Origin of the sequence: Mesorhizobium sp. M7A.F.Ca.US.005.03.2.1, from assembly GCF_003997795.1 — a bacterium.
In the GTDB taxonomy this organism is placed as follows: Bacteria; Pseudomonadota; Alphaproteobacteria; order Rhizobiales; family Rhizobiaceae; genus Mesorhizobium; species Mesorhizobium ciceri.
On sequence record NZ_RZRP01000449.1, the window covers coordinates 1 to 5115 of the forward strand.

Here is a 5115-nt window from a genome sequence, read left to right on the forward strand (position 1 = left end):
GGCCGCCGATCGGAATGCGGAACTGGCCCCCGCCGCCGCCGAGTCCGCCACCGCCGCTGTCGCTGCGGTCGTCCTCGATATTGTCACTCTGACGACGGCCCTTCCAGAGCATGGCAACTCCTCGTACAGCAAACCTCCCCGTTGCTCCGGGGCGACAAACAATTATCCCAACGGTTGCGCCAAGTCACAGCATTTTTCGATGGCCTTTTTGGCCACACGCGTTGCCTTGCGGCCAAGTTCGTTGTGGCGAGCGGCTCGGCGTGGCAATCGTCCCCGTGGCCTACAGCCGATCACGTAAGCCCGACAGAGAGCTAATCTTCCTGCTTGGCGCCGGCGCTCTTGCCGTCGGAGCTCTTCGAACGCTCCTCGAAACGCGCCGCGCCCTTTTTCAGCGGATGGCCGGTTTCGGCTTCGGTCTTGCGCTCATCCCTGGCCGCCGCCTGTTTCAGTCCCTCGGCTGCCTGCTTGCCCTTTGCCGCCGGCGTTTGTTCGATGCCCATCGTTTCCTCCCTTTCGCGCGCCAATCGCACGGATCTGGTGCAAACGTGTCTGGCGTGCGACGGTTCCGGCGACGCGGGAACTCTGGCGCTCAGCGCGCCGTCATCGCCTTGCGGAAGGCTTCCAGCGTCTCGGCGCTGACATGGTGCTCGATGCCCTCGGCATCGATGCGCGCTGTCTCCGCACTGACACCGAGCGAGCGCAAGAAAGCTTCCACCGTCTGGTGGCGGATGCGGCTTTCCTCCGCGACTTTGCGGCCGGCTTCGGTCAGGAACACGCCACGATAGGGCTTTCTCGACACCAGACCGTCGGCGCACAGCCTGGTCAGCATCTTGGCCACCGTCGGCTGCGCGACGCCGAGCCGTGCGGCGATGTCGACCTGACGCGCCTCGTTGCCGTCTTCGATCAGGTCGGCGATCAGTTCGACATAATCCTCGACCAACGCACTGCGGCGCGCTTCGCGCTGCTGCCGGAAGCCCTCCGAATGAATTTCGGCGTCGAGCAGCGGCTCGCGCGGAACTGGTCTGTTCTTCAGCACCAATACGCGCTCCTCCCAAGACTATTTGCCATCCATGCTTTCATAGCACGGGCTCTGATTCTTCAGGCCGTTTATTTGCATTCCGCCACAGGTGCAACCGGGGCTTCCGATTGCCGTTTCACCCGATGACCGCCAGCCGGATAAAAAGCAACGACAATGAAATATAGCATATTGCATAATGTTGAGCCATGGCATAGCTTAAGGCAACATCGTCCAGTCTCGCGGAAAGCCCTCCTTCATGTCTGAAGCCGAAGCCACAGCCTCCCGTTCCTCATGGCGGTTCGCCAGGCCCGACGAGGACGAGCAGCCCAGCCTGCGCGAAGTCAATTCCTCTATCGCCGTGCCGAACTCGGGCGTCTGGTTCCGTCGCCTGTTCGCCTTCATGGGTCCCGGCTACATGGTCTCGGTCGGCTATATGGACCCCGGCAACTGGGCGACCGACCTCGCCGGCGGCGCCCAGTTCGGTTACACGCTGCTGTTCATCATCATGCTGTCCAACCTGATGGCGATCCTTTTGCAGGCGCTGGCGGCACGGCTCGGCATCGCCACCGGCCGCGACCTCGCCCAGGCCTGCCGGGCCTATTATCCCCGGCCGGTGAACTTCGTGCTGTGGATCGCCTGCGAGCTGGCCATCATCGCCTGCGACCTGGCCGAAGTCATCGGCACCGCGATCGCATTGCAGCTTCTGTTCGGCATTCCGCTGATCGGCGGCGCCATGCTGACGGCGCTCGACGCCTTCCTCGTGCTGCTCCTGATGAACAAGGGGTTTCGCTATCTCGAAGCCTTCGTCATCGCGCTTTTGATCATCATCTTCAGCTGCTTCGCCATCCAGATCTTCGTCGCCGCCCCGCCGGCCGGTTCGATCCTGCATGCCATGTTCGTGCCGTCGTCGGAAATCGTCACCAATCCGGCGATGCTCTACATCGCCATCGGCATCATCGGCGCCACCGTCATGCCGCATAATCTCTATCTGCACTCCTCGATCGTGCAGACCCGCGCCTATGAACGCACCGACAAGGGCAAGCGCGACGCCATCAAATGGGCAACGACGGACTCGACCATCGCCCTGATGCTGGCTTTGTTCGTCAACGCCTCGATCCTGATCGTGTCCGCGGTCGCCTTTCACAACACCGGCCACCAGGACGTCGCAGAGATCGGCCAGGCCTTCGAGCTGCTGTCGCCGCTGCTCGGCCTCGGCATCGCCTCGATCCTGTTCGCGGTGGCGCTGCTGGCTTCCGGCCTGAACTCGACGGTGACGGCCACGCTCGCCGGCCAGATTGTTATGGAAGGCTTCCTGCGCCTGCGCATCCCCAACTGGGCACGCCGGCTGCTGACGCGCGGCCTCGCCATTATCCCGGTGGTGGTCGTCACCGCGCTCTATGGCGAAAAGGGCACCGGCCAGTTGCTGGTGTTCAGCCAGGTCATCCTGTCGATGCAACTGCCCTTCGCGGTCGTCCCGCTGGTGCAGTTCGTCTCCGACAAGAAGAAGATGGGCAATCTCGCCATTCCGCGCGGCGTCGCAGCCCTTGCCTGGGTGGTCGCCGCGATCATCCTGGTGCTCAACTTCAAGCTGCTCTACGACACCATGTTCGGGGTCGGCTGAGTTCCGCTTCGCCTGGAAACCGGCTGCCCTCTGCGCAGGGGGCAGCCTCGCGACAAATCGGCAATCCGCGCTATGTTTTCCGGCATCATGACCCGGATCGAAGACATCAGGAAATTCTACGCGCGGCTGCTGGCCGCCAATGCCGGCTCGCCCGACCCACGTCTGGAAGCGGCTTTCGCCGACGTGCCGCGCGAAGCGTTTCTCGGTCCCGGGCCGTGGACGGTCGTCGCCGGCAACGGCAAGATCAGAACACCAAGCGCCGATCCGGCTCATATCTATCAGAACGTGCTGGTGGCGCTCGACGACGACAAGGGCATCAACAATGGCGAGCCATTCCTGCACGCCATGTGGATTGGAAAGCTTGAACCGAAACCCGGTGAGGCGGTTTGCCATATCGGCGCCGGCACCGGCTACTACACCGCCGTGCTGGCCCGGCTGGTTTCGCCAGGCGGCATCGTCACCGCTTTCGAACTCGACGAGAAGCTGGCCGATCTGGCGCGTCAAAATCTCGAAGCCTATGGCAATGCGACGGTGGTACATGGCGATGCCGTGACGACGCCCCTGCCGCCATCCGACATCATCTATGTCAATGCCGGGGTCGCAGCGCCCCCGGCCGGATGGCTGAAGGCGCTGCGGCCAGGCGGCCGCATGATCTTTCCCTGGCGGCCGGCCGAGCGCGTCCCGCTGGCGGTGATGGTGACACGCACGCAAAAAGGCTTCGCCTGCGATCCGTTCATGCGGTCGTGGTTCATTCCCTGTGTCGGCGCCTCGGTCGCGGACCCCGCGGCGATGATCCCCACCGGCGAGCAGGCCGCGCGCAGCCGCTCGATCTGGCTGGCGCAGGACAGGGCGCCGGACGACACCGCCACCGCCATATCAGGCGATGTCTGGTTCTCGTCGGAAAATCTCCACACCGAGCCTCGCAAGCAACGGTGATTTTCCAAAATTTCGTCCTGTCCTGTCGGACCGGTGGCTCGTCGCCCGTCCTTGGGCTGAAGTCCGCCACGACGGCGTGGACCGAAGAACGGGAGCATTGGAATGAGAAAGATTATCTCTGCGACATTCGTCAGCCTCGACGGCGTCATGCAGGCGCCCGGCGGCCCGCAAGAGGATCCGGTCGGCGGCTTCAAGTTCGGCGGCTGGACCTTCCATTACTTCGACGAGGCGGGGGGCGCGGCGATGGATGAACTGTTCTCCAAGCCTTTCGCCCTGCTTCTCGGCCGCAGGACCTACGATATCTTCGCCGCCTACTGGCCATATCAGAAAGATCCGATCGCGGATGCCTTCAACCCTGCGACCAAATATGTCGCGACGCATCGGCCCGACACCCTCACCTGGCAGAACACGCAATCGCTCGGGCCTGATATCGTTGCGGAGTTGCGCCGCCTCAAGCAGGAGGATGGACCCGACCTGCTCATCCAGGGATCGGGCAACCTGATCCGAACGCTGCTCGCCAACGGGCTGATCGACGAGATCCGGCTGATGGTCTTCCCGCTGTTGCTGGGTAACGGCAAGCGGCTGTTCGGCGACAGCGCGATCCCGGCCGCCTTCAAGCTCATTAAGTCGCAGGCAACCGGCACCGGCGTCATCATGGCGACCTACGAACGCGCGGGCGAGGTCAAGGTCGGGTCGTTTGTCACGGGAGAGCCGTCGGAAGCCGAGCTCGAGCGGCGCAGGAATTGGAAGTAGCAGGACCTGGGTTCCTCGCCCCACGATGAAAGATCGACCCCCACTCCGTCGAGCTTCGCTCGACACCTCTCCCCCGGTTGACGGGGTAGAGGAACGGCGCGAACCTACCTCAGCTGGCACCTTTCCTCTCCCTCCGGAGGGGGGAGAGCGACGGGGGAGAGGAACCCCAGTTCTGAGAAGCTTCAAGCAGCGACTGGTCGCCGCGCCAGCCCTTCCCGTATATGCCGTGCGAATTCCTGCGCCGCGGGCCCTACCCCATGCCTCGGCAGATGCAGGTTGATGGCAAAATTCGGCAGCGGCGGCAGGCCGGACTCCGATGGCAATATGTCGAGATCGGCTGGCACCGTGGAGGCCAGCCAGGTGGTGACGGCGAGGTCGGAGCGCACCGTCGCGGTCGTCGCGTCGATGTTGCCGTTCTCGAACACGGTGCGCCACTCCAGCCCATGCTCACCGAGCGCCGCCAGCACAGCCGGCCGGAAAGCGCAGGTGTCGGCGACGATCGAGACCGGCAGCGGCCGCTTGGCGCGGGCAACGCCGCCCTTGGCACCGACCCAGACCAGCCGGTCAACGACGAGGCATTCGCCGGCCGACGGGCCGGCGCATTCCTCGATCACGGCAAGGTCGATGGTCCCGGCCGCAAGGGCAGCAGTCAATTCTGGCGACGAGGCGCAGACCAGCGATATCTCGACCTGCGGATAGGTCTCGGCATAGGTCTTCAGCACCGGCGCCAGCAAGGTGCCGACAAGGTCGTAGGGCACGCCGAGCCGCACCTGGCCGGCCACCGGGC

At 64.1% G+C, this 5115-nt stretch carries 7 protein-coding genes; 3 read left to right on the forward strand and 4 right to left on the reverse strand.

Going from position 1 to position 5115, the window contains the following annotated elements:
• The 3 genes from EN991_RS22635 to mntR all read right to left on the reverse strand — a co-directional run.
• Nucleotides 1-112 (reverse strand): neutral zinc metallopeptidase (locus EN991_RS22635; protein ID WP_206519235.1); only part of this gene is annotated, 112 nt, incomplete at its 3' end.
• Between the two features lie 199 nt (nucleotides 113-311).
• Nucleotides 312-500, reverse strand: coding sequence for a hypothetical protein (locus EN991_RS22640; protein ID WP_013530122.1), 189 nt, complete (start codon nucleotides 498-500; stop codon nucleotides 312-314).
• A gap of 89 nt (nucleotides 501-589) precedes the next feature.
• Complete coding sequence (mntR, locus tag EN991_RS22645; RefSeq protein ID WP_024504117.1) at nucleotides 590-1039, reverse strand: manganese-binding transcriptional regulator MntR; 450 nt, start codon at nucleotides 1037-1039, stop codon at nucleotides 590-592.
• Between the two features lie 235 nt (nucleotides 1040-1274).
• Between mntR and EN991_RS22650 the strand changes: the two genes are divergently transcribed.
• From EN991_RS22650 to EN991_RS22660, 3 genes are all read left to right on the forward strand, one after another.
• Nucleotides 1275-2639: an Nramp family divalent metal transporter gene (locus EN991_RS22650; RefSeq protein WP_013530120.1), complete on the forward strand. Its 1365-nt coding sequence runs from the start codon at nucleotides 1275-1277 to the stop codon at nucleotides 2637-2639.
• An 87-nt stretch (nucleotides 2640-2726) separates the two neighbouring features.
• Complete coding sequence (locus tag EN991_RS22655) at nucleotides 2727-3575, forward strand: protein-L-isoaspartate O-methyltransferase (RefSeq protein ID WP_164766116.1); 849 nt, start codon at nucleotides 2727-2729, stop codon at nucleotides 3573-3575.
• A 102-nt stretch (nucleotides 3576-3677) separates the two neighbouring features.
• Entirely contained in the window at nucleotides 3678-4328 is a 651-nt protein-coding gene (locus tag EN991_RS22660) for a dihydrofolate reductase family protein (RefSeq protein ID WP_127369590.1), read from the forward strand.
• Nucleotides 4329-4510: 182 nt separating this feature from the next.
• Here EN991_RS22660 and EN991_RS22670 read toward each other — a convergent pair.
• The coding region (locus EN991_RS22670; protein WP_127369591.1) for a LysR substrate-binding domain-containing protein at nucleotides 4511-5115 on the reverse strand (605 nt) is incomplete at its 5' end.